A 23,269-nucleotide genomic window follows, 5' to 3' on the forward strand; every position below is an offset into this window, starting at 1 on the left:
TTTTCAGGTGTTTGAACATTTAGGCAGTCTTCCGCCAGATCCTATCCTGGGCTTACTGGCCAGTTATCGCGCGGATGAAAACCCCTGCAAAATCGATCTTGGGGTAGGGGTTTACAAGGATGAAGCTGGGCACACTGCGGTTTTGCAGGCCGTCAAGGAAGCGGAAACCCGTTTATTGCAGAGTGAGGAAACCAAAGCTTATATTGGTCCTGCCGGCACGCCGGGATTTAACAGCACCATGCAGGAGCTGGTTTTAGGTGCTGGGCACCCGGCCCTAGTTGAGGGCAGGGTACGCTCTGCACAAACACCCGGTGGCTGTGGTGCCCTGCGTGTACTGGCGGAGCTGATCAATCGTGCTGAAGCGGGTACTACCGCCTGGGTAAGTGATCCGACTTGGGCAAACCATGTACCGTTGCTAGGCAATGCCGGCCTGAACATCAGGAGCTATCCTTACTACGATCGTGCCAGCAACCGTCTTCTCTTCGACCAAATGGTGGAAGCCCTCAAGACTGTGGGTGAGGGTGATGTAGTGTTGCTCCATGCCTGTTGTCACAATCCCTGTGGCGCGGATCTGTCCCGTGAGCAGTGGAAAGTACTGGCGCAAATGGCCTCAAAACAGGGCTTTACGCCCTTTGTCGATATAGCTTACCAGGGCTTCGGCAACAGCTTGGAGGACGATGCCTACGGTCTGCGTCTCATGGCGGAATCCGTACCCGAGATGTTGGTAGCGGCATCCTGCTCCAAAAACTTTGGCCTCTACCGGGAGCGTGTCGGACTGGCCATGGTGATCTATGCCAATGGCGAGAATGCAGACAAGGGCCATAGTCAGATGCTGAGCACTATTCGTGGCAACTATTCCATGCCACCATCCCATGGCGCCGCGATTGTAGAATCTATTCTCACAGATGCTGGCCTGAAGGCCAACTGGGAGGCCGAATTGACGGAAATGCGTGAACGCATCAATGGTTTGCGCGCCGGTCTCGTGGAAGGACTCACCGCTGCCGGTGCTCGGGGAGATTTCAATTTTATCTGCCAACAGAAGGGGATGTTTTCGTTCCTTGGTATTAGTCCCGAGCAGGTCCAACAGCTGCAAAAGTCCTTCTCTATCTATATGGTGGACTCCAGTCGTATCAGTATTGCCGGCCTGAGTTCCCGCAATATGGAGTACTTCTGCAAGGCAGTTGCCAGTGTGTTGTAAATTCGGTACATCGGGGATGGATACCCTGCTTATCCCTTTTCGATTTACCCTTGAAGTTAGAGTGAAAGATGGAAGTTGAGCTAGGAGTTCCAGTGTCTGAATCCCCAACCCAAGCCTGGACCCCGCAGAGCTGGCGAAAGCTTACTGCACACCAACAACCAAAGTACGCCTCTGCAGAGGAAGTGGCCAGAGTGACCGGGCAATTATCCGGTCAACCGCCGTTGGTATTTGCCGCCGAGGCCCGTGAGTTGCGTCGGCAACTTGCCTATGTGGCGGAGGGCAGAGCCTTTCTGCTGCAGGGAGGGGATTGTGCTGAGTCTTTTGCGGATTTCAATGCCAACCGGATTCGAGACACATTTAAGGTGTTGCTGCAGATGGCAGTGGTACTGACTTTTGCCGGGAACCTGCCGGTAGTCAAAATCGCCAGAATGGCCGGGCAATATGCCAAGCCCCGCTCCGCAGATACCGAGACTATTAATGGTATTGAGTTGCCCAGTTATCGCGGTGATATTATCAACGGCATCAATTTTACTGCGGAGGCGCGCGAGCCAAACCCACAGCGTATGATCACCGCCTACAACCAGTCGGCAGCTACGTTGAACTTGTTGCGTGCCTTTGCCCAGGGCGGTCTCGCAGACTTGCATCAGGTGCACGGATGGAATTTGAGCTATCTCAAAAACAACCCACAAAGGGACAAATATACGCAGCTGGCGGAGCGCCTGCAGGAAGCATTGGAATTTATGGCAGTATGCGGGGTAACTTCAGAAAATACCCCTGCTATTCGTGAGACAGTACTTTACACCTCTCACGAAGCGCTGCTACTCGAATATGAACAGGCCCTGACCCGCATCGACAGCCTCACCGACAAATGGTACGACTGCTCTGCACATATGCTGTGGATAGGAGAGCGTACCCGTCAGCTTGATGGTGCCCACGTTGAATTCCTTTCCGGTGTTTGCAACCCCATCGGTGTGAAGGTGGGTCCTGCTATGCAGCCTGATGAGCTGTTGCGCCTGATTGACAGGCTCAGCCCGGAAAATGAAGCTGGTCGACTCACCCTGATTACTCGTATGGGCGCAGATGCCCTGGGTGACAAGTTGCCTGCACTGCTACGGGCGGTACAAAAAGAGGGACGTAGCGTTGTGTGGAGCACAGACCCTATGCATGGCAATACCGTCAAGGCTGGCAATGGCTACAAGACACGGGATTTTGAGAAAATCCTGCGTGAAATACGGGATTTTTTCTCGATCCACTGGGCCGAGGGCAGCCATCCAGGCGGTATTCATCTGGAAATGACCGGTGAACATGTCACTGAATGCACCGGAGGCGCCTGGAAAATATCCGAGGCTGACCTCGCTAGCTGCTACCGTACCCAATGTGATCCACGACTGAACGCCGATCAGGTTTTAGAGTTGGCTTTTTGTGTGGCCGAATGGCTGCGTGCTGGACATACTGCCTGATGGCTGGGGGGGATTACTTATCCCCCAAACCAACGCCGGCACACCCTGCCGGCGTATCCATTTCAGGTGTTTTCTGGCCATGATAAAACGGTTTGAAAGGGCTTTTTTATTGCGTGGCTATTCGAAATTGATTAGTTTGCGAAGTAAAAGGCCAATCCAAAGAGCAGGGGCTGCAGTGATCGGCAATGATTTGGCTCTCTCCCCAAGCCCCTATGCCTAAACCAAGTTGCTTTCAATTTTCTCAATGCTTTCATGCAGAAGCCGGCTTAACACCTCCATGCTTGGCATTTCTGCAAAGCGTACGCCTCTTTCGCCAATGAGATCCCAGGGGGCTTTGGAGTCTACACACAGATGTGCTACTACCTGACTATGCAGTTCGCCATCAATAAGGCCGGCTGGAACCCAAAAGTAGCTGGTTTTACCCATCAGATGGGGTACTGTGCAGCCACAGCAGTTGCAAAAGTCTGAGCGATAGCCTGTGTTGGTCCTGTATGAGGAAATTTTGTCTAGTCCGCGCACCCAGCGAAACTGATCGCGGGAAATAAACATGGCCGTATCTGACGAGGAGCCAGTCAACTTGCGACAAAGTGAGCAGTGACACTGATAAAGACTGGGTAGTGGCTCATCCAGCTGAAACTCGACAGCACCGCAGAGGCATTTTCCATTCATACCTTCCTCCTTCTCCTAGGCTATTACTCAGGATCTTGTTTTAATCGCAATAGATTAGCAATAATATTCCCTAGCGGCATAAATCTCCTGCAATGTGAGGCGAAAGAAATGCCAATTGTCGCGAAGTATCACGAAAAATTGTTTACTCAGGTCCTCTTTATCAAATTCTTCGCACGAGTATGTGGCTAATTAGCATCCTTTCTATTCCTGATAAGCCCATCGCAAATGGTATTTACTGACCCAAGTGGGCATCACCCACCAATACTGACCATCAAACTCCCATGGGAAAGCAGCACGCTGGGCTGATGGCCATTGTATAAATGCGGTATCGCTATTGGACATCGGCAGAGGAGGAGAGGGGATCCGGGGTGGGGTGATAGGTGTTTTCACGCCCATCTTTAGGGCGTGTGGTTCTGAAGCGAATACTACCCCCTTGTATTGCAATTCGGTTGTGGTAGAGAAAAAACGGGCTTGCGCCCGTTTCAATACGTCTCTTCCTGTGAGTGACGGTTTCTTGTAGTAATTTCTTTCTCTCTGCTTGATTTTCTGCGGAATTTCTTCAGTCGAATCTGAGGTAGCCCCTTTTATATTGATACAGGCATTCACAGATAGCACTTCTGTTAATGGTAATCACTTTGGTTTCCGAATGGAGCCCCGCTTTGGGGGAAGCAGGAATAGTTCACTGCTGGGATTTACCACACTAGTGCACCGCCGGTCTGATATTCGATAACCCGTGTCTCGAAAAAGTTTTTCTCCTTGCGCAGGTCCATAATTTCAGACATCCAGGGGAAGGGGTTCTGAGCGCCGGGGAATTGTTCTTTCAAGCCCAACTGGCTGAGGCGGCGATTGGCGATAAAGTGCAGGTATTCCTCCATCATGTTTGCGTTCATACCGAGTACGCCGCGGGGCATGGTGTCACGGGCATAGGCCACTTCCAACTCCATGCCCTCGAGGATCATCTGGGTCACTTCCTGTTGGAATGTCGCAGTCCACAAGTGCGGATTTTCCAGCTTGATCTGGTTAATCACGTCGATACCGAAGTTCAGATGCATGGACTCATCGCGCAGGATATACTGAAATTGTTCAGCAACGCCGGTCATTTTGTTGCGGCGGCCCATGGACAGAATCTGGCTGAAGCCACAGTAAAAGAAAATACCTTCCGTAACGGCGTAGAAAGCGATCAGGTTGCGCAGCAGCTCCTGATCGGTCTCCACAGTGCCGGTTTTAAAGTTTGGATCGCCGATGGCCTGGGTGTGGGAAAGGCTCCAGGCAGCCTTCTTGGCGACGCTGGGCACTTCGCGATACATATTGAACACTTCGCCTTCATCCATCCCCAAAGATTCCACGCAGTATTGGTAGGCATGAGTGTGTATGGCTTCCTCAAAGGATTGGCGCAGCAGGTACTGACGACACTCCGGGTTGGTGATATGGCGATAGATGGCCAACACCAAATTATTTGCCACCAGGGAGTCTGCAGTAGAGAAGTAGCCAAGGGAATACATCACGATGCGACGCTCGTCCCCGGTCAGACCGTTGGGGTCTTTCCACATGGACACATCTTTATTCATGTTGATTTCCTGTGGCATCCAGTGGTTGGCGCAACCGTCCAGGTATTTTTGCCAGGCCCAGTCGTATTTGAAGGGCACCAACTGGTTGAGGTCAGCGCGGCAGTTGATAATGCGCTTCTCGTCCACCTGAATACGGGCTGCGCCCATTTCCAGCTCCTCCAGGCCGGGGGCCGGATCCATAGTGGCAACTGCTGCGCGCGCGGCTTCAACGGCAGTGGCGCCGCCTTGGACCGCAGGCGACGCCGAACTGGCTGGCGGCGTTGTGGCTTCCACCGGGCGAGAAGTGCTGGGCTCGTGGGTGGATTTCGCCCGGGCTTCCGGCGCCGGTCGCGGTTCGGTTACTTTGTCGGATTGTTGGGGCTTTGTGTCGAAGTCGTCCCAGCTCAGCATAGTTGGCCCTTTTGATCAGTTTTGCTATCGAACATTCGATAAATTGTCCTTGGTTTTCCTGACTTGATACTCACAGGGTAAGGATAGTCAGGGGTGGCGCACCAGTTTTTTACCGGCAGTTATCTATTGCTGCCGGTATTTTTAACCTGTCCGGGCACAAAAACTCTGTGCCAGATCAAGCGCACCTGGCTTTTAACCTGCCTACTCCCGTCGGCATGCGCCGTTTTGATGAAAGCTTGTGCTTGTGTGCGAACCGGGTACGGCAGTCTTTATCCCAGTTGCTTTGGGGAGTGTCCGTGGTGAGCAGATCGCAAACGATCCCCGGCCCGTTAATGTATACCGGCATGTTTTTTGCCGGGTGGGCCGGGGTCGCTGCGCATGGTCATGCCCGCACCTGCGGTTACGACGCTCTCCCCCGAGAGTGGGTACTGGCCCCAAGGGGCCGAATTTACTGACAGGCTTCACAGTCTGGATCATCCAGAGAGCAGGCCTGGGGCACTGTTGCTGCTACGGGCGCCTGCTGTGCGAGAGCGGCCGCTGTGACCACAGCGTTATCCCCGCTCGCGCTGACGGCATTGAGAGCGCCGCTGTTCACGGTAGATTTTTCCGTGGTGGTTGCAGCCAGAGCGCGCAGGTAATAAGTGGTTTTCAGGCCACGGAACCAGGCCATGCGGTAGGTCAGGTCCAGCTTCTTGCCATCGGCACCGGCGATATACAGATTCAGGGACTGGGCCTGGTCAATCCATTTCTGGCGACGGCTGGCGGCGTCCACGATCCAGCGTGGCTCCACTTCAAATGCGGTGCGGTATATCGCTTTCAGGTCATCCGGTACGCGGTCAATTTTTTGTACAGAGCCCTCGTAGTATTTCAGGTCATTGACCATCACCTGATCCCAAAGGCCGCGATCTTTCAAGTCGTGCACCAAGTAGGGGTTTACCACGGTGAACTCGCCGGACAAGTTCGATTTCACATACAGGTTCTGGTAAGTCGGTTCGATTGACTGGGAAACTCCGGTGATATTGGCAATCGTCGCCGTTGGAGCGATGGCCATCACGTTGGAGTTGCGCATACCCTGGGCTTTTACTTTTTCGCGCAAGCCATGCCAATCCAGAGTGGAGCGGGTGTCCTGCTCGATAAACTGCGACCCACGCTGCTCGCTCAAGATCTGGATAGAATCCAGTGGCAGGATACCCTTGCTCCACAGCGAGCCTTCATAGGTTTGGTACTTGCCGCGCTCAACAGCCAGATCGCTGGAGGCGGAGATCGCTTCAAAGCTGATGGCTTCCATGGTGCAATCGGCAAAGGCAACCGCTTCGTCACTGGCATAGGCAATCCCGGCTTTGTACAGTGCGTCCTGAAAGCCCATCATTCCCAGTCCAATGGGGCGGTGGCGCACGTTGGACTGGCGCGCGCTTTCAACGGCGTAGTAATTAATATCGATCACATTGTCCAGCATGCGCACTGCGATCTTCACAGTACTTGCCAGCTTGGCGCGGTCGAGTTCACCGTTTTCAGCGATGTGCTGGGCCAGGTTGACCGAGCCCAGGTTACAGACGGCAACCTCGTCCCCGGCTTTGGTGTTGAGGGTAATCTCGGTGCATAGATTGGAGCTGTGCACCACACCGGCGTGCTGCTGTGGGCTGCGCAGGTTACAGCTGTCTTTGAAGGTGATCCAGGGGTGGCCGGTTTCGAATAGCATCCCCAGCATCTTGCGCCACAGGTCCAGCGCACGGATCTTCTTGTACAGTGTGAGAGCGCCTGTTGCGACCATGTTCTCATAGTGTGCGTAGCGCTCTTCAAACGCGCTACCGAACAAGTCGTGCAGGTCCGGGCAGTCCGCCGGGGAGAACAGAGTCCATTCACTGTCTTCGAACACACGCTTCATAAACAGATCGGGCACCCAGTTGGCGGTGTTCATATCGTGGGTGCGGCGGCGGTCGTCACCGGTGTTCTTGCGCAGCTCGAGGAATTCCTCGATATCCAGGTGCCAGGTTTCCAGGTAGGCACACACAGCGCCTTTGCGCTTGCCGCCCTGGTTTACCGCTACTGCGGTGTCGTTGGCCACTTTCAGGAAGGGCACCACACCCTGGGACTTGCCGTTGGTGCCTTTGATATAGGAGCCCAGGGAGCGCACCGGGGTCCAGTCATTGCCGAGACCGCCAGCCCATTTGGACAACATGGCATTATCACGGATAGCGCCGTAAATGCCGTGCAGGTCATCCGGCACTGTCGTCAGGTAGCAGGAAGACAGCTGCGGGCGCAGGGTGCCGGCATTAAACAGGGTTGGGGTTGAGCTCATGTAGTCGAAGGAGCTCAACAGATTGTAGAACTCAACTGCGCGCTCGTCCCGGTTTTCTTCGTGAATGCTCAGGCCCATGGCGACACGCATAAAAAAGATCTGCGGCAGCTCGAAGCGAATATCGTCACTGTGCAAAAAGTAGCGGTCATATAGAGTTTGCAGGCCAAGATAGGTGAACTGGTGATCGCGTTCGCCTTTCAGCGCCTGGCCGAGGGTTTCCAGGTCGAAGGTGGCCAGGGCCGGGTCGAGCAGCTCCAGCTCAATCCCTTTTTGTATGTAGGTGGGCAGTGTGGAAGAGTAAAGCCTTTCCATCTCGTGTTGTGTGGCACGCTCTGCAATGCCCAGAAAGCGCAGGGCTTCGGCACGCAGCTTATCCAGCAGCAGGCTGGCAGTGGCATAGGTGTAGTTGGGCTCCTGCTCAACCAGGGTGCGTGCGGTAATGACCAATGCGGTGTTGATGTCGTTTTCGGAAACACCTTCATACAGGTTTTTCAGGGCTTCACTCAGGATTGTCTCACTATTGACGTGCTTGAGACCCTCACAGGCCTCGCGCACAACTGTGCGCAGGCGCTCCATATCCAGCGGCACCAGGCGGTTATCGCTGAGCTTTACACGAATACTCGGATGGGTGTCGGCTTGCCCCACCTGCTGCCCTGGCTTGTCCCTTTCGGCACGCAGACGGGCGCGTTCCTCACGGTAGAGTACATAGTCCCGTGCAACTTTGTGTTCCCCGGCGCGCATCAGGGCGAGTTCCACCTGGTCCTGGATCTCTTCGATGTGGATGGTTCCACCAGAGGGCATGCGGCGATTGAAGGTGGCGCTGATCTGTTTTACCAGTTCGTCGACCAGTTCGTGGACACGGCTGGAAGCAGCGGCAGTGCCGCCTTCAACAGCCAGAAAGGCCTTGGTGAGTGCGACAGAAATTTTGCCATCGTCATAAGGTACAACGGTGCTGTTGCGCTTGATGACGCGGATCTGGCCCGGTGCGGTGGCAATCAGGGTGGTGCCGCCACTGGTTTGGCCGCTGCTGGTACCCGATTTCTCCCCGGGCACGGTTTGAGGGTGCCCTGTCTCTGTGTGCATGTAAATCTCCGAAAATCTGTACTGTTGCCCGTTCGCCTGTGTGCGGGGCAGCTTGTAAATAGCGGGTTCATTGCTTTACCAGTGAGCCCCTCTCGCTCTGGAACAGGCGATCCAACGTGCCGCTCCCAGCAAGGGTATATTGGCTGGTATCTTTGGCTGAAAATACCTCTGGTTCAAATGCCCGCGATCCCGCTTTGAATCAAAAACCTCTGACGCCCATTGCCAAAAGTTAGGCGGACCGCCGGAATCCGTCCTGCCACTTGGGAGTGCTTCTGAATCATTACCCCAATATATAGGGGGTTATCCTTGATTGGGCTACAAGATAATGCGGTGGGAGCACCAATTCAAGGCGAATAACCTTGTGGTTGTTTGTGGATATATTGTGGGTAGACACAATAAGTCAGTGGTCACTCCTTTGCCAGGCCCCGCCACTATTGAGCTGCAATGAGATTGGAACCTGGGGAAAAAAGCCGGTACAGACCCTTACAATTTTTTTAAATAGACGAGACTGTCTAAATTAACAAAAGCAATAATTATTAGGAAATACTTACCATCTAAGCAATTAATTACTCACTTATTCCAAAGTTTGACGTAAAATTATTCATTATCCTTCGATTTAAGAAATTTTTTACTGCCCCAAAAGTGAATGGATAGCTGTTTTTTGCCCCAGGCCTCTTTCCCTGCCTAAGAAACCTTGCTAAGCGGGAGAGTCGGTAGAAAGAGGGTCACTGAGCATTGGTGCAGGCACTATCGGCAGGTACAGGTGAGGTCTACCGCGTGTGCGCCGGAACCGCCTGTTAAGCACTGTGCTCCTGTAAAAATTCCATCAATGCTTTTTGTGCATGCAGGCGGTTTTCCGCTTCATCCCAGACTACCGAGATGTTTTCGTCTTCCAGGAGGTCGGCACTGACTTCTTCACCGCGGTGGGCGGGTAGACAATGCATAAACAGGGCATTGCTGTTGGCGTGGCGCATCAACTGGTGATCCACCAGGAAGTGTTCAAACGCCCTGGTGCGCACCTGTTGCTCTCTCTCCTGTCCCATGGAGGCCCAGACATCGGTGGCAACCCAGTCGGCGCCGCGCACAGCATCCACGGGGTTGTGCACAACTTTTACCTGCTCCCTCCCTGCCGCGACCAGATTGTCATCCGGCTCGTAACCCTGTGGGCAGGCAATGCGCAGTTCGAAGCCGCACAGACGTGCAGCATTGATATAGGAGTGGCACATATTGTTGCCATCGCCGACCCAAGCTACCACCTTGCCCTCAGGGTTGCCGCGGTACTCCATATAGGTCTGGATATCGGCGAGCAACTGGCAGGGATGGTAGCTGTCGGACAGGGCATTGATCACCGGAACCCGCGAGTAGGTGGCGAAGCGCTCCAGGGTTTGATGGTCGAAGGTGCGGATCATAACCATATCCACCATGCGTGAGATCACCCGTGCGCTGTCCTCAACGGGTTCACCACGCCCCAACTGCGTGTCGCGTGGGGACAGAAAGAGGGCGCTCCCGCCCATTTGTGCCATGCCGGCCTCGAAGGAAACACGGGTACGGGTGGAGGATTTTTCGAAAATCATTCCCAGTACCTTGCCGCGGAAAAGGTCGGTCGCGATGCCCTGGCGGCGCAGATTTTTCAGTTCGATGGCGCGCTCTATGATGTGTTTGAGTTCCTCTGCGGATAAATCCATCAAAGTGAGAAAGTGTCTGATCGCCATGTGTTGCTCTCCTGCATTGGCCTCTTGGGCGATTTACCGTGCAAATTGTTGAATCAGGGTACTGATGGCATCGATCAATTGATGGCACTCGCTATCAGTCAGTGTGAGTGGCGGCAGAAGGCGGAGCACATTGCCGGCAGTGACATTAATCAGCAAACCCTGTGCTCGAGCTTTTTCCACCAGTTCGCCACAGGGACGGTTTATCTCTATGCCAATCATCAGGCCCAGACCACGAATTTCCACAACCACAGGGCATTCCGTGAGCCGCATCCGCAGTGCTTGCAATAAGTGTTCCCCCAGTTTCTCCGCGCGCTCAATCAGCCACTCTCTCTCCAGTGTCTCCAGAACAGCGAGGCCGGCGCGGCAGGCGAGGGGGTTGCCGCCAAAGGTGGAGCCGTGACTACCGGTGGTAAACAGCCGGGCCGCTTTGCCCCGGGCCAGGCAAGCGCCGATGGGGACACCGTTGCCGAGTCCCTTGGCGGTGGTGAGTACGTCCGGCACGATCCCTGTATGCTGGTAAGCAAACATCTTGCCGCTGCGACCATTACCAGTTTGTATTTCATCCAGTATCAGCAGCCAGTTTTGCCGGTTGCAAAGAGTGCGCAGCGTCGGCAGGTAGTCCGCATCGGGTACGCGGATACCACCTTCGCCCTGTACCGGTTCGACAAGTATGGCAACGATGCTGTGGTGCTCTGATGCGAGCTGTTCGATGGCCGCGACATCGTTAAAAGGCACTCGCAGAAAACCTTCGGGCAGGGGGGCAAAGCCCCGCTGCACTTTTTCATTCCCTGTCGCCGTCAGGGTGGCGAGGGTGCGACCGTGGAAGGCACCGTCCATCACCACAATTTGTGGTGTTGCCAGACCCCTTTCACTGCCGAGCTTGCGGGCCAGTTTGATCGCGGCTTCATTGGCCTCGGCCCCGGAGTTGGAAAAGAACACATTGTCCATACCGGACACGAATGCCAGTCGGTCAGCCAGCTGTTGCTGTGCGGGAATGTTGTACAGGTTGGAGACGTGCAGGAGGATGTTGGATTGATCCTGGAGAGCCTCGGTGACCTTGGGATGGCAGTGACCGAGACCGCACACTGCAATGCCGGAAATGGCATCCAGATACCTTCGGCCCTGGTGGTCCCACACATAGTTACCCTCTCCCCGGGTCAGAGTCAGGGTTCTCTCACCATAAGTGTCCATCAGCGTGGGGGTAGCCACAGTGGCGCCTCCTTAACTGGTTGTGGAAAGTATGCTGGGGTTTCCGCAGAAAGTTCGGTCTTAAGCTGGCTATCCCGCGAAATGTTCGGTGCCCGCCATGCTAGCACAAGCTACGTTTCGCGTATGCTCTTCATTGGGCTTTTTATTATTAAGGAGTTCTCTGGCTGGGGCTTGATATGTACAGGGGCAGGTACTTCTTTTAGCCTGCACTGGGGTACAATGCTCAGCCAGTGCGCTATGGCTGGGTGCCGGTGCGGTTAGCACTGAATGATTCTTTTGCTTCCATCACATGAGGTTTTTCATACTTATGGACACATTGGAGAACATCCAACAGCAGATTGCTGACAACGCCATCCTGCTCTACATGAAAGGTAGCCCCAATGCCCCCCAATGCGGTTTTTCCATGCGGGCCTCCCAGGCGATGATGGCCTGCGGCAAGCGCTTTGCCTATGTGGACGTTTTGTCCAATCCGGATATTCGCACTGAATTGCCGAAGTATGCCAACTGGCCAACTTTCCCACAGCTGTGGATAAATGGGGAGTTGATTGGTGGCTGCGATATCATTATGGAAATGTACGAGAATGGCGAACTGAAAAACCTGATTGATAAGGCAGCTGCCGAGGGTGAAGATGATCAGTAAAGTCGCTATTGCTGGAAAGGAATTCGCGGGCAGATACTGACCGGTAAAACGATAAACTCACCGCGGCTTTGGCCGCGGTATTGCTGGTGGCAGGTAGTGCAGTGGCGCTGCAAAGCATCAATCGGATGCTTTTTCCATTTGGGACTGCAGGTAATTCTGGATACCCACCTTGTCAATCAGTTCCAGTTGCGTTTCCAACCAATCCACGTGCTCCTCTTCGGACTCCAGGATTTTTTCCAAAAGCTCGCGACTGACATAGTCCCGTACAGATTCGCAGTAGGCAATGGCTTCGCGCAGATCGGGAATCGCTTTAGATTCTATCTTCAGGTCACATTTGAGCATTTCCTCGGTATTTTCACCAATCAGCAATTTGCCCAGATGCTGTAGATTTGGAATGCCCTCCAGGAAAAGAATCCGCTCGATTAGCCAGTCGGCATGTTTCATTTCATCGATGGATTCGTGGTATTCCTGCTTGCCCAGCGCCTTTAATCCCCAGTTGTCGTACATGCGGGCGTGCAGAAAATACTGGTTGATTGCTACCAGTTCATTGCCCAGTACAGTATTTAAATATTCGATCACTTTGGGATCGCCTTTCATCACTTTTGCTCCTGTGGCCTTGCCAGCCCAATTCGGGTGGCGGTGAATGCCTGATTGACAGCCGCTCTTGAAATGCCGGCATCACTCTATGCGGCTGCCGCTATCCCCAGTATTCGCGCCAGCCAGTGACCGCGATTTCCTGTTCTTGAATAACCCGCCAAGTCAACTGATATTGGGTTAATCATAGCCATTGAGGATTGCTGGTGGTTAAATTTTGTGGCTGACCGATTTTCATAACTTATTGTAGGGCGACAACGGTAATTCGGGCCGAGTGTGCGTTGCGAAATACGGCAAGTCAAGAAAAAGTTATTTGCCGCAGAAAGCATAAAAGGCAGGGGTTTTAACACAAATCCGGCCAAAAACTCCAACGAAAATGATTTCGTTTTCGGCTTACAGAATAGGGATGAAGCAAAGATTGTGCTCGATAATTATCGGATTAAATCGAGAGTATGATTGAGAACGATTTTTATTCTCCAGATGCTGAGAAATGGAAAAACCGTCTCATCTGAAACATGCTGGGAAAATCTCCTTGTAAGGCCATAGCCAGCTTACAGCGCGCGCGCATAAGTGCTTGCAAGAAGATTTGCTTCCCCCCACACAGTAATCTGCAATGGGGATTGCTTGATTGATCAGTAGCTTTTGTGTTTAAAACGTTTAATGGCTATTGGAGCCTGGCGCAAAAACGCCGGGGGAATATGGCAGTGGGCATCATCGGTTACCCGGGGTGGTAGTTCTGTGGATGCTTTTGCAGGGTGCTTGAGGAGGTAAATGATGCTGGCTTGCGGTCCCAGGCTGGAAGAGAGTGTTTGGGAGCTGGTGAGGAAGGGTGCCAATTGCCTGGAAAACCTTGGGCGAAGTGCTTTTTAAGTCAGTCAATTAGTGCTTGGTGTGGCAGTTTTTGCCCAGCGTGTAAAGCTGCGATGGATGGTGATTGAAGAGCAAATGGGGAAAATCGGGATCAACTGGCGGAATAAAACAGGCCTGTGTTGGCAGAGGTGATCATGCCTACGCTCATGGTTTCTTCAATGATTTCCTTGGCCAGCTCCGCACACCGGCCGCACTGTGAGGATACGCCGAGGTGATGCCTCAATGCCTTGACGGAGGTGGAGCCACCATAGACAGCCTCTTTGATTTGGCGGTCGGTTATGCCTTTGCAGATACACACATACATAGCTTCGTTAGCTTCGCTCAATTCCAATTGTGCAAACTGTATTGTAGTTGAGAATGAGTGTCAATAATATTTCGATATAGTCCATAGCTCTCCTTGTTTAAGCTCAGGCTGCCTTTTTCTTCGGCCGAATGGTGACTAATTGCCCATTCTGGGCTCGGATCAGGTGACGCAGTTTTGCTATCAACCTCATTTAAAAAATTTATGGGTTTGGAATCAGAGGGTGTGTATCATAGCCCCCCACTATCACATCTTAATTGATCTATAGCTGTTGCGTATAAATTGAGCATTTCATACATCATCAACAAACCATCATTGGATTGAGGAGGTTATTTATGGCAGTTTTGGTAGGCAAGCCGGCCCCGGACTTCACTGCGGCGGCGGTATTGGGTAATGGCGAGATCGTCGACTCTTTCAACCTAAAAGAATCTATTGAAGGGAAAAAGGCAGTAGTTTTTTTCTATCCATTAGACTTTACCTTTGTATGCCCTTCTGAGCTGATTGCGTTTGACCACCGCTTTGCCGAGTTCGAAAAGCGCGGCGTAGAGGTTATCGGCGTTTCCATCGATTCCCAGTTTTCACACAATACGTGGCGCAACACCCCGGTGAGCGAGGGTGGCATTGGTGCGGTGAGATACACGCTGGTTGCTGATGTGAAGCACGAAATCTGCCAAGCCTACGATGTGGAGGCCGATGCAGGTGTTGCCTTCCGCGGCTCCTTCCTGATAGATGAGGAAGGTGTGGTTCGTCACCAGGTTGTCAATGATCTGCCGCTGGGGCGCAATGTGGACGAAATGCTGCGCATGGTTGATGCCCTTGCATTTCATCAGGAACACGGGGAAGTTTGCCCGGCGGGCTGGCAGGAGGGCGACAAGGGGATGAATGCTTCTCCACAGGGTGTGGCAGCTTACCTGAGTGAGCACGCCGAGGAATTATAAACCCGGCTACCAGCCGGAGGAAAACCTCCAAGTTTAAAAAACCGCCGAAAGGCGGTTTTTTTGTTTTTATATGCGCCAGTAAAGCAGCCTGGAGTTGCGGAACCGGTGATCCTGTGGAAGGTGGCTGTTTGTGACTAGAATCCTACAGTCAGTCTTATGTGGCGCCTAAATAGAGTTTTTAGCCACTGACTGCTAGTCTTATCAGCAAGTATTGGATTGCTTTGGCGGCTCGATTTACGTATGAGACCTGCAATTCTACCAAATATCGTCTACCAACTGCGCATCGGGAAAGCGTGGATCCTTTCACTAATGGTGTTTGTGGGCGCACTTGTGCTGCCTGCGCGTGCAGTTGATATTGATGCCAGGGCCAAGGCATTTGACCGTTACTTTCACCAGTTGATGGTGGGCAAGTCCATCCCCGGTGGCGCCTACGTTATTGTTGATGGTAACCGGGTGGTTGCTATGGGCACCTACGGCGTGCGGACCAGGGGCAAGGCCGGCAAGGTGGACCGGGACACGGTATTTCGCCTGGCTTCAGTATCGAAAACATTCGCCGCAAGCATGGCCACCATGCTGGAGCATGAAAAGCGCTTCAGTTGGAGCGACAAGGTGGTCAACTATATTCCCGACCTGAGTTTCAAAACCCCGGCTTTATCGCGCCAGCTGCAGGTGGAGCACCTGTTGAGCCACTCCTCGGGTCTGACTCCGAATGCCTATGACGACTACCTTGAGAGCAACAAGCCGCTCAGCAAAATACTGCCAAAGTTTGCCAATATCGACCCCCGCTGCACACCCGGAAAATGTTATGGCTATCAGAATGTGTTGTTCAGCCTGATAGAGGATGTTATCTACGAAGCTACGGGAATCTCTTTTGCCAGGCAACTCAAGCAGCGTATTTTTATTCCCCTGAATATGCGAAATGCCTCTGTGGGCTGGGAGAGCTTTATGGCCTCCGGCAACCGCGCCGCACCCCATGTGCAGACCGGCAAGGGCTGGCGACCGGTGAAAGTGGAAAAAGAGTATTATTTTGCTGCCCCTGCCGCCGGTGTCAATGCCAGCATTTCCGATATGGCCCAGTGGTTGAAGGCACAGATGGGTTACTACCCGAAAGTGCTGTCTCCTGAAGTGATTGAAGATATGACTACCGAACGCGTGGCCACTCAGCGCCATATGCGTCACCGTATCTGGCGGGATTACCTGTCCCATGCCGGCTATGGTTTGGGTTGGCGCCTCTACACGATTGGAGATGACCGCATCATCTACCATGGTGGCTGGGTGGCGGGCTTTCGTGCAGCGGTGGCTTACTCCGAGAAGCAGAAGATTGGTATTGCAATTCTAATGAACGCGGAATCCCGCGTGATCTCTGACTTAACCGCAAATTTCGTGATCGACATCACCGGTAAAGGCAGCTTGGCCACTGCCAAGGCTGCTAGAGGCCGGTAATTTACCGAGTATCACTTTGGTTTCCTCCCCTTGAAACCCGCCAGTGGGTCCCAATATCTGTTACCTGTTCTGATAGACGTGACTGGGGAGATCTGATAAATGACCGTTGAGGCCCAAAAAGAGAGCCATGGATTCCAGACGGAAGCCAAGCAACTACTGCACCTGATGATCCACTCGCTGTACTCCAACAAGGAGATTTTCCTGCGCGAGTTGGTTTCCAATGCCTCCGATGCTGCAGACAAGCTGCGCTTTGAGGCGCTGTCCAAGCCCAGGTTGCTAGCTGAAGATACCGACCTGCGTATCCGGGTTGAGTTTGATAAGGAAAAAGGCACCCTGACAATTACCGATAACGGCATTGGTATGAGTCGCGATGAAGTGATTGAAAACCTTGGCACCATCGCTCGATCCGGTACCTCTGCATTCATGCAGCAGCTGACCGGCGATCAAAAAAAGGATGCACACCTGATTGGGCAGTTTGGTGTGGGTTTTTATTCTGCATTTATTGTTGCCGACAAGCTGGATGTCTTTACCCGTCGAGCAGGTCACAGTGCAGATCAGGGAGTGCATTGGGAATGCCATGGCGAGGCGGAATACTCGGTGGAAACTGTCGAGTTGCCCCAGCGGGGTACCCGCGTGGTATTACACTTGAAAGAGGACGCTAAGGAGTTTGCCGACGGTTGGCGCCTGCGCTCTATTATCAAGAAGTACTCCGATCATATTGCGATTCCTGTGGAAATGCTGAAAGAGCAGGCACCGGCGGCAGAAGGTGAAGAGCAGGAAGAGAAAGCCCCTGAGTTTGAAGCGGTCAATGCCGCCCAGGCACTGTGGACCCGTCCCAGGTCCGAATTGAAGTCCGAGGAGTACAAGGAATTCTACAAGCATATCTCCCACGATTTCGACGATCCCATGACCTGGAGTCACAACCGGGTAGAAGGCAAGCTGGATTACACCAGCCTGATGTATATTCCTGCGCGTGCACCCTTTGACCTCTATCAACGCGATGCCGCTCGCGGTCTGAAACTTTACGTTCAGCGCACCTTTATCATGGATGATGCCGAGCAGTTTCTGCCATTGTACCTGCGCTTTGTGAAGGGGGTGCTGGATTCCAATGATCTGCCTCTGAATGTGTCCCGCGAAATTCTGCAGAAGGACCGCAACACCGATGCGATCAAGAGTGCCCTCACCAAGCGCGTCCTGGATATGCTGGACAAGCTGGCGAAAAAGGATGCAGATCAGTACCAGAAATTCTGGGACCTGTTTGGTAATGTGTTGAAAGAAGGCCCGGCCGAGGACTTCTCCAACAAGGAAAAAATTGCCAGGCTGCTGCGTTTCGCCACCACCCATACCGATACAGAGAAGCAGGACCAGTCACTGGAAGCGTACATTGGCCGTATGAGAGAGGGCCAAAAGGCCATTTACTATGTGTGCGCGGATAACTTCGCCACTGCCAAATCCAGTCCCTATCTGGAAGTGTTCCGCAAGAAAGGCATTGAGGTACTGCTGCTCACCGATCAGGTGGATGAGTGGTTTGTGGGTCACATGAATGAGTTCGACGGGAAGCAGTTTCAGGATGTGGCCAAGGGCGCCCTGGATCTGGGGGAAGCTGAAAGCGAGGAGGATAAGGCCGAGCGCGAGAAAGTCGAGCAGGAGTCCGGTGCCCTGGTTGAGCGGGTACAAGCGGTTCTGGATGGCCGCGTTGAGTCTGTGCGCGCCACCACCCGTCTGGTGGATTCCCCGGCGTGCCTGGTGGTTACTGAACAGGATATGGGGCCGCAAATGCGCCGCATTCTGGAGCAGGCCGGACAGGCGCTGCCAGAGACAAAGCCTGTTTTCGAGCTGAACCCATCTCACCCGCTGGTGCAGCGTCTGGACCAGGAGCAGGATGAAGATCGCTTTGCGGATCTCACCAATATACTGATGGATCAGGCCAACCTGGCGGCGGGTAATCAACTGGCAGATCCGGCGGATTATGTGCGGCGCCTGAATACGCTATTGCTGGAAATGCACGGTTAAAGCCATTGCCCGGTATCGACCCAAAGTGTCAGCTGGAGGAGGCGCGCGGCAAACCCCACTGGGGTACTGCCGCGTTTTTTATCCTCCCCAGCCCCCGCTTAACCAGGCAATTTACCCGGTTGTTCCAACCGGGTAGGTTCATGGCTTGTATACCCTGTATTGATACAGGGTTCGCAGTGCAAACCTTTGATCTGCGGTGCTCATAACGCTGGGGATTATCTGTCCGGCTGAAGTGTTCGCACCCCTTTGCCTGTGCGAGAAACCGCTGGCAACAGTGCCAGAAATATTAGAAAAGAAAGTGGTAGAGAAATCCTGCACCAGTGGCCATGCCCAGGATGACTACCAGGAAGGCGGCAATCATCTGATTCCTGAAAATGGATTTCAATAGTATGACTTCGGTCAAACTTGCCCCTGCGCTGCCGATGATTAATGCCATCACTGCACCCAAGCCCATGCCTTTTGCCGTCAGTGCCGCACTCAATGGAATAACGGCCTCTGCCCGGATATAAAGCGGTATTCCGATCATCGCGGCTACCGGAATCGCAAATGGATTCTTTTCACTGGCTACTTGTGCCACGAATTCTGTCGGCATAAAACCGTAGATCAAAGAGCCAACGGCAATACCGCCAAGGAGGAAGGGCAGAACTCTTTTGAAGTCAGACCAGGTGGATAACCATACTTTTTTCCAAATCGCAATCGGTTCGGTTTTTCCCCCACAGCCGGTATTGCACTCGCTGGGACTGGGTGTCTGATAGGATTGCGGTTTAACGTACTTTTCGAATCCCAGTTTTTCAAGGACAATGCCACCACCAACCGACACACTCATGGCAATAACAAAATAAAACAGGGTAACCTGTGGCCCGAAAGTCACTGCAAACAGCCCGATGATAATCGGGTTCAGCAAAGGGCTCGCGAACAAGAAAACCAGCATGGTGCCAAATCCAGCCTTTGCCCTGAGCAAGCCCTTTAAAAAGGGGATGGTTGAACAGGAGCAGAAGGGGGTGATTGCCCCAAGGAAGCCGGCAGCAATATAGCCATGGCCATGCTTGTCGCTCAGTATCCTCTGGATTCTCTCCGGTGGTAACCTGGTTTGCAGGTAGCCCACAGCATAGCTGATCAGCAGAAATAGACCGGTAAGTTCAGCTGCTAAAACCGCAAACAGGCGGGCTGATTCGGTTAATAGTGCAGTGTCGATGGACATTTTCCTTCTCCAAAAACTATATTACCAGAATTATAGAAATAATTTCTTTCCTGTCAAGCTATTTCTGGTAATATGGAAATAGTTGAATTGCGGAGGGCGTCACCGTGGATGTAGAGGTTGCTGCAAAGGCATTGAAAGAGCTGGGGCACCCAACCCGCCTGGCGATTTTTAAACGCCTGGTCAGGTCGGGGCATCGGGGCTTGGCGGTGGGTGCTCTTCAACAAGAATTGGGCATTCCCAACTCAACCCTGTCCCACCACCTTTCAAGCCTTGTTTCAGCAAATTTACTGTCACAAAATCGTGAAGGGCGAACGCTGTATTGCCAGCCTGACTATGGGCACCTTCAGGCAGTTATAGATTTCTTGCAAGATGAGTGCTGTTCGGATCAGCGGTGAAGTTCTATTTTCCAGGGTTGGCACCATATTCGATTACCGATCTGAGGTCATACAGAGTATTTTTCAATAATGCCTCCCGACCATGCGTTATTCACGGCTGTTTAAAATACTATTTCGCGCTATTTGTCCTGCCTGTGATTGAGCCCGGTAAAAAATACCCACAAGCCAGGTCCTGAGAGTCAGAGATATTTTTAAGGCACATCTGTTTCCTGGGTTTGCGTAATGGGCATTCAATATCTGAAGGGGAGTAAAGGCTGTCTTCAAGATATCGTGGTAATTAGAGTGATTTCGATACCAATCGGTACTTGTATCTTTCTCAGTATCCTGAATCACCCTGTATTCAATGTACAAATTGGTTTTTGCCAGGGCTTGGGCAGCGGAATACCTACCGGTGCATTACCTTTGCGTTTGCAGGATGGAATCTGAGGCGGTGTTGGGTACAAGTTGGTAGCTTGAAACTGCCTGTGGGCAGAAAAGGCTCGGTAGTCAAACTATTTGCGGTATTGTTGGATATGTGTGGCGACTTTTCAGGGTCGACAACAAATAAATGCAGGAAAATTTACTGAACGGTAAAGTTGATAAAAGCTGATTTTATCTGCGCGAGAAATGACCTTTGGTGATTGTAACAACTGTCATTAGGATGTTATAACATTCACTCGAATCAAGGGGAAAAGAAAAGGCAGTACATTTGATTCCGTTTGGTTTTTTCAAAAAATATACAGGGATGTCATATGAATGCAATCAACAAACGACTACCTTTGGTAATAAGATACTCAGTGGCAATACTACTGTTTATTTTATTTTCAAACGGCACTCAGGCGCATATCGGCGATTTTAGTTTTGCCACTTTCAATATGCAGGGCGCAAATAGTGATACCGACAGCACCTGGGAGGTGGATGTTAAGGGTATTTTAACCGGTGAGAGAGAATATCTGGGAGCTTCGCGGGATTTGGTGGCGTTGCAAGAGGCCGGGGCAGTGCCGGCCTCAGCCGGTACGCCCCTCAATAGTTGGGAGGACTCCGAAGTGCCCGGAGCGGTAGTCTCAGAGTACAGATGGACCGTAAACCGGCAGACCTACTATATTTATCACCTGCCTGTCTTTGGAGACCATGACACTCCTTCCGATGGCCGGCGTACCAATATTGCCATTGTTTCACGGTACCGTGCCAGCGATGTTTATATTCACGCGGCAACTGAGGGAACGAGTCGCGAAAGTTTTGGAATCACCATCAATTCTGGCGCTCAGGGCAGTACCCCTACCACTGTCTACACTATCCATGCCGGTTCATATGGGCGTACCCGACTGAATAATGCAGATACCATACTGGAGGAGATCGCACAAACCCATGCCGGTGCTTCCTGGTTGGCGTTGGGAGACTTTAACCGGGATCTGGAAAACCATGAATACCCGGATGCTAACGGCAATACACTGCCGGACCTGACGCCGACTTTGCCAAATGGGAGTCATCTCTACAGAAGCTTTCAGCCAACACATATCTTTCCAACCAACGATGAAAGACCCGGGGAGCTTGATTTTGCCGTTTCCAGTGATTTGATCGCGGGTTTTGGGGGCAGGAATCTGCCGGTTTACTCGGATCATTCAGCCGTGGGCTTCCAATTGGGGGGCGCTGCTGGAGAAGGCCATTTGGCGCTCCGTTTAAGAGATAAAAACAAGTGTGTAGAGATTGCTGGCGGGCAGCCAGTCAACGGAGCCAACCTGCAGTTATGGGACTGTGAAACGAGGCCGGGGCAGCGCTGGTCATTTTCTGCAGATGGAACCGTCCGCGCCATGGGAATGTGTATGGGCATTGATGCAAACAATCAATATAACGTGCAATTGCAGGCATGTGTTTCAGGAAGCACAAGCCAGCGGTGGGCTGTGGATCATCAAAATGGTTTTATTGAAAATCCACACAGGGGGCTGTGCCTGGATGTCAATCGGCAGGTCGGTGGTGCCAATGCCAATGGAGAAAATATTGATCTGTTTGACTGCAGCAGGCTGGACTTTAGGGCGGATTACTCCTGGGTAATTCCCGCTAGAGAAGGCAGCTTGGTACCCGTAAAGGACTATAACAAGTGCGTTGAAGTGAGTGGCGCACAGAGCGATAACGGTACCCAGATCATTATTTGGGGATGCATGGATCTACCCACACAGGTACCCGAACAGCGTTGGACCTTTTCAACCGATGGCACTGTCCGTTCACTGGGCAAGTGCCTGGATAATTCCGGCGGAGGTAGTGAAAACGGCAATAGGATTCAGCTCTGGGATTGCAGTGATCATGGCAATAATCGCCACCAGCAGTGGTTGATCGTAAAAAATCAGTTAAGAAATCCTGATACCAACAAGTGTTTCGATCTCAGTCAGGGCAACACATCCAATGGAAATGATGTCTGGCTTTGGGGCTGTAATGCAACAAATCGGAATCAACAATGGCTTTTTCCAGAGGTGCAGGGCCGCTTGATGCTTGCTGACAGCAGTGTTCGTGACTGTCTGGATGATGAGGGTGGCCAGCTGCTTGATGGGGTCTGTAAACCCTACAATGACCAGGAAGCTGGGAACCAGTTCCTGCAGATCAATATTGATGGCACCATCTACAATGACGGTAAATGCCTGGATGTAAACAGTAGCCAGGCCAACCAGGTTGAATGGCGTGTGTGTAACGGTTCGGATTCACAACGGTGGTATCTCGATGACGATCTACGCTTGAACAATTCGGTGTATTGGCCGCTGGTAATCGATACCTACTCTCTCTCAGAGACAGAATTTATTATGTGGTAATTGATAACCCGTAAATCTGGCCTGGCAGTTTTCACTGTAATACAGCGCTCTGTCGGGCCCAGTCGGTATTTTTAACTCCTTTCTGACTTTAAAAGAGACGCTTTTCAGTATCTGTATATTACTCTTTGCCTCTGGAGCGCAGTCGCTCTGCGCCGTTCGCATTCTTAATCGCCACGCCCGTTTATGGTGGTTTGATACCCATCCGGTAGTCACTGTGTAAGGAAAATTAGGTTTGAAACTGTTGATGGGTTGGATGGTGCGTCAGGGTCCAGGATTTGTCGAGGAATGCTTGCAGTGTCTTGTCGCAGGTGAAGATTTGGCCCGGCAGGGGCAACTCTTCCGGCCCGGTGACAAGCGGGAGGCCTGCTATCCGATGGGGTCAGTATAAAAAAATCGTAAGTGCAGCAACGGCTGTGCACGGCGCTGATACTCGGACCTTTCCCCGACTGGCTTTGAGGTGGATTGTCAGAGCGGCTTGGCCCCAGGGGCAGGGGAGGCGTGGCCAT

Annotated in this window: 17 protein-coding genes; 8 read left to right on the forward strand and 9 right to left on the reverse strand. The window is 52.5% G+C overall.

All coding sequences use genetic code 11. The features are described from left to right. The first annotated feature begins 7 nt into the window (after nucleotides 1–7). Both M8T91_RS05960 and M8T91_RS05965 read left to right on the forward strand, forming a co-directional pair. Nucleotides 8–1,198: an amino acid aminotransferase gene (locus M8T91_RS05960; RefSeq protein WP_301417769.1), complete on the forward strand. Its 1,191-nt coding sequence runs from the start codon at nucleotides 8–10 to the stop codon at nucleotides 1,196–1,198. Between the two features lie 92 nt (nucleotides 1,199–1,290). Continuing rightward, nucleotides 1,291–2,658, forward strand: coding sequence for a class II 3-deoxy-7-phosphoheptulonate synthase (locus M8T91_RS05965; RefSeq protein ID WP_436970325.1), 1,368 nt, complete (start codon nucleotides 1,291–1,293; stop codon nucleotides 2,656–2,658). A gap of 216 nt (nucleotides 2,659–2,874) precedes the next feature. Here M8T91_RS05965 and M8T91_RS05970 read toward each other — a convergent pair whose 3' ends face one another. The 6 genes from M8T91_RS05970 to M8T91_RS05995 form a co-directional block, all read right to left on the reverse strand. Then, nucleotides 2,875–3,327, reverse strand: a complete 453-nt coding sequence (locus tag M8T91_RS05970; RefSeq protein ID WP_436970326.1) for a GFA family protein — start codon at nucleotides 3,325–3,327, stop codon at nucleotides 2,875–2,877. A gap of 201 nt (nucleotides 3,328–3,528) precedes the next feature. After that, complete coding sequence (locus M8T91_RS05975) at nucleotides 3,529–3,933, reverse strand: hypothetical protein (RefSeq protein WP_301417775.1); 405 nt, start codon at nucleotides 3,931–3,933, stop codon at nucleotides 3,529–3,531. A gap of 86 nt (nucleotides 3,934–4,019) precedes the next feature. Continuing rightward, nucleotides 4,020–5,285, reverse strand: a complete 1,266-nt coding sequence (locus M8T91_RS05980; RefSeq protein ID WP_301417777.1) for a ribonucleotide-diphosphate reductase subunit beta — start codon at nucleotides 5,283–5,285, stop codon at nucleotides 4,020–4,022. A gap of 448 nt (nucleotides 5,286–5,733) precedes the next feature. Continuing rightward, nucleotides 5,734–8,667: a ribonucleoside-diphosphate reductase subunit alpha gene (locus M8T91_RS05985; RefSeq protein ID WP_301417779.1), complete on the reverse strand. Its 2,934-nt coding sequence runs from the start codon at nucleotides 8,665–8,667 to the stop codon at nucleotides 5,734–5,736. A gap of 797 nt (nucleotides 8,668–9,464) precedes the next feature. Then, a complete protein-coding gene (gene argF, locus M8T91_RS05990) occupies nucleotides 9,465–10,379 on the reverse strand; it encodes an ornithine carbamoyltransferase (protein ID WP_301417781.1) in 915 nt (304 codons plus the stop codon). Between the two features lie 33 nt (nucleotides 10,380–10,412). Then, nucleotides 10,413–11,588 (reverse strand): aspartate aminotransferase family protein, encoded by a 1,176-nt coding sequence (locus M8T91_RS05995; protein WP_301417783.1) that lies wholly within the window; start codon nucleotides 11,586–11,588, stop codon nucleotides 10,413–10,415. A gap of 307 nt (nucleotides 11,589–11,895) precedes the next feature. On the opposite strand from M8T91_RS05995, the gene grxD reads away from it, so the two are divergent. After that, nucleotides 11,896–12,228, forward strand: coding sequence for a Grx4 family monothiol glutaredoxin (grxD, locus tag M8T91_RS06000; RefSeq protein ID WP_301417785.1), 333 nt, complete (start codon nucleotides 11,896–11,898; stop codon nucleotides 12,226–12,228). A gap of 117 nt (nucleotides 12,229–12,345) precedes the next feature. Here grxD and bfr read toward each other — a convergent pair whose 3' ends face one another. Then, entirely contained in the window at nucleotides 12,346–12,825 is a 480-nt protein-coding gene (bfr, locus tag M8T91_RS06005; RefSeq protein ID WP_301417787.1) for a bacterioferritin, read from the reverse strand. A gap of 958 nt (nucleotides 12,826–13,783) precedes the next feature. Next, on the reverse strand, nucleotides 13,784–14,017 hold the full coding sequence (locus M8T91_RS06010) for a bacterioferritin-associated ferredoxin (protein ID WP_436970327.1): 234 nt from the start codon (nucleotides 14,015–14,017) through the stop codon (nucleotides 13,784–13,786). Between the two features lie 311 nt (nucleotides 14,018–14,328). Here M8T91_RS06010 and M8T91_RS06015 point away from each other — a divergent pair, with 311 nt between their 5' ends. The 3 genes from M8T91_RS06015 (at nucleotide 14,329) to htpG (ending at nucleotide 18,387) form a co-directional block, all read left to right on the forward strand. Further along, nucleotides 14,329–14,931, forward strand: a complete 603-nt coding sequence (locus tag M8T91_RS06015; protein ID WP_301417789.1) for a peroxiredoxin — start codon at nucleotides 14,329–14,331, stop codon at nucleotides 14,929–14,931. 240 nt (nucleotides 14,932–15,171) lie between these two features. Beyond that, on the forward strand, nucleotides 15,172–16,374 hold the full coding sequence (locus M8T91_RS06020) for a serine hydrolase domain-containing protein (RefSeq protein ID WP_301417791.1): 1,203 nt from the start codon (nucleotides 15,172–15,174) through the stop codon (nucleotides 16,372–16,374). Nucleotides 16,375–16,473: 99 nt separating this feature from the next. Continuing rightward, the gene (gene htpG, locus M8T91_RS06025) at nucleotides 16,474–18,387 is read left to right on the forward strand and encodes a molecular chaperone HtpG (RefSeq protein WP_301417793.1); all 1,914 of its coding nucleotides are present in this window, start codon (nucleotides 16,474–16,476) and stop codon (nucleotides 18,385–18,387) included. Nucleotides 18,388–18,673: 286 nt separating this feature from the next. Here htpG and M8T91_RS06030 read toward each other — a convergent pair whose 3' ends face one another. After that, the gene (locus tag M8T91_RS06030; protein ID WP_301417795.1) at nucleotides 18,674–19,588 is read right to left on the reverse strand and encodes a permease; all 915 of its coding nucleotides are present in this window, start codon (nucleotides 19,586–19,588) and stop codon (nucleotides 18,674–18,676) included. Between the two features lie 104 nt (nucleotides 19,589–19,692). Between M8T91_RS06030 and M8T91_RS06035 the strand changes: the two genes are divergently transcribed. Beyond that, a complete protein-coding gene (locus M8T91_RS06035; protein WP_301417797.1) occupies nucleotides 19,693–19,983 on the forward strand; it encodes an ArsR/SmtB family transcription factor in 291 nt (96 codons plus the stop codon). A 731-nt stretch (nucleotides 19,984–20,714) separates the two neighbouring features. Continuing rightward, the gene (locus tag M8T91_RS06040) at nucleotides 20,715–22,763 is read left to right on the forward strand and encodes a ricin-type beta-trefoil lectin domain protein (RefSeq protein ID WP_301417799.1); all 2,049 of its coding nucleotides are present in this window, start codon (nucleotides 20,715–20,717) and stop codon (nucleotides 22,761–22,763) included. Nucleotides 22,764–23,269: the final 506 nt, after the last annotated feature.

The sequence above is a fragment of the Microbulbifer sp. MI-G genome, from assembly GCF_030440425.1.
GTDB classification, from domain to species: Bacteria; Pseudomonadota; Gammaproteobacteria; order Pseudomonadales; family Cellvibrionaceae; genus Microbulbifer; species Microbulbifer spongiae.

Coding starts and splice junctions, on each gene's coding strand:
- M8T91_RS06015 (WP_301417789.1), top strand. CDS start 14,329: ATGGCAGTTTTGGTAGGCAAGCCGGCCCCGGACTTCACTGCGGCGGCG.
- M8T91_RS05970 (WP_436970326.1), bottom strand. CDS start 3,327: ATGAATGGAAAATGCCTCTGCGGTGCTGTCGAGTTTCAGCTGGATGAG.
- M8T91_RS05980 (WP_301417777.1), bottom strand. CDS start 5,285: ATGCTGAGCTGGGACGACTTCGACACAAAGCCCCAACAATCCGACAAA.
- M8T91_RS05985 (WP_301417779.1), bottom strand. CDS start 8,667: ATGCACACAGAGACAGGGCACCCTCAAACCGTGCCCGGGGAGAAATCG.
- htpG (WP_301417793.1), top strand. CDS start 16,474: ATGACCGTTGAGGCCCAAAAAGAGAGCCATGGATTCCAGACGGAAGCC.
- M8T91_RS06030 (WP_301417795.1), bottom strand. CDS start 19,588: ATGTCCATCGACACTGCACTATTAACCGAATCAGCCCGCCTGTTTGCG.
- argF (WP_301417781.1), bottom strand. CDS start 10,379: ATGGCGATCAGACACTTTCTCACTTTGATGGATTTATCCGCAGAGGAA.
- grxD (WP_301417785.1), top strand. CDS start 11,896: ATGGACACATTGGAGAACATCCAACAGCAGATTGCTGACAACGCCATC.
- bfr (WP_301417787.1), bottom strand. CDS start 12,825: ATGAAAGGCGATCCCAAAGTGATCGAATATTTAAATACTGTACTGGGC.
- M8T91_RS06040 (WP_301417799.1), top strand. CDS start 20,715: ATGAATGCAATCAACAAACGACTACCTTTGGTAATAAGATACTCAGTG.
- M8T91_RS06020 (WP_301417791.1), top strand. CDS start 15,172: ATGAGACCTGCAATTCTACCAAATATCGTCTACCAACTGCGCATCGGG.